Genomic DNA, 572 nt, shown 5'->3' with positions numbered 1-572 from the left:
TATTAACTATTTATCAAACTCTTATCTAAGGTTTTTATTTCTATTTGCTTGCCGGAAATCAGAAAAATACTAATGAAAATAATATCCAAAGCGTTATTGGCAACGTGTTTTATTGCCTTTACTAGTGTTGCTTCACAGCTTGAAGAGCCTCAAACCGCGGTTTTAAACTACGGACAAACCTCGGTTTCAGCACCGATACAGGTTGATCGAGGATTTGACGTCGTTGAAGACAATGATGAGGAAATCATCGAACTCTCAGGCTCCGTGATTAAGGAATATTCGGATTACGTTGTTGATGTGCTTGTGGTTCGCAAAAGTAAATCTCGTCACTCAAGTCGTGAGTTAAAAACCACGCTCTTTGTCCAGCAAGATCAGCTTGGAAAACCAATGATGATTGGTGGCGTGAACAACGAGGTGTTTACCCTCACGTTAAAATAATTAGGTAATCTTTCAATCCACATTAATAGTTTTAACGCATAACTTGTCGGTTATGCGTTTTTTGTAGGTAGTAAAATAGCGATGGAGTCGTGATGCCCAAAGTCATATTAAAAGGATTTATATTGGTGCCTGAA

1 protein-coding gene is annotated in these 572 nt (G+C 38.3%); it reads left to right on the top strand.

Annotation, left to right across the window (positions count from 1 at the left end):
• The first annotated feature begins 72 nt into the window (after positions 1-72).
• Positions 73-438 (top strand): hypothetical protein, encoded by a 366-nt coding sequence (locus R8N49_RS29220; protein WP_021454243.1) that lies wholly within the window; start codon positions 73-75, stop codon positions 436-438.
• The last annotated feature ends 134 nt before the right edge of the window (positions 439-572 follow it).

It is taken from the genome of Vibrio sp. 1978 (assembly GCF_033344345.1).
Note: the sequence above shows the minus strand (reverse complement) of the source record. Positions and strands in the feature narration are given on the sequence as shown.

Bases quoted from the DNA above. Each gene is read 5' to 3' on its own strand.
- R8N49_RS29220 (WP_021454243.1), top strand. From the start codon at position 73: ATGAAAATAATATCCAAAGCGTTATTGGCAACGTGTTTTATTGCCTTT.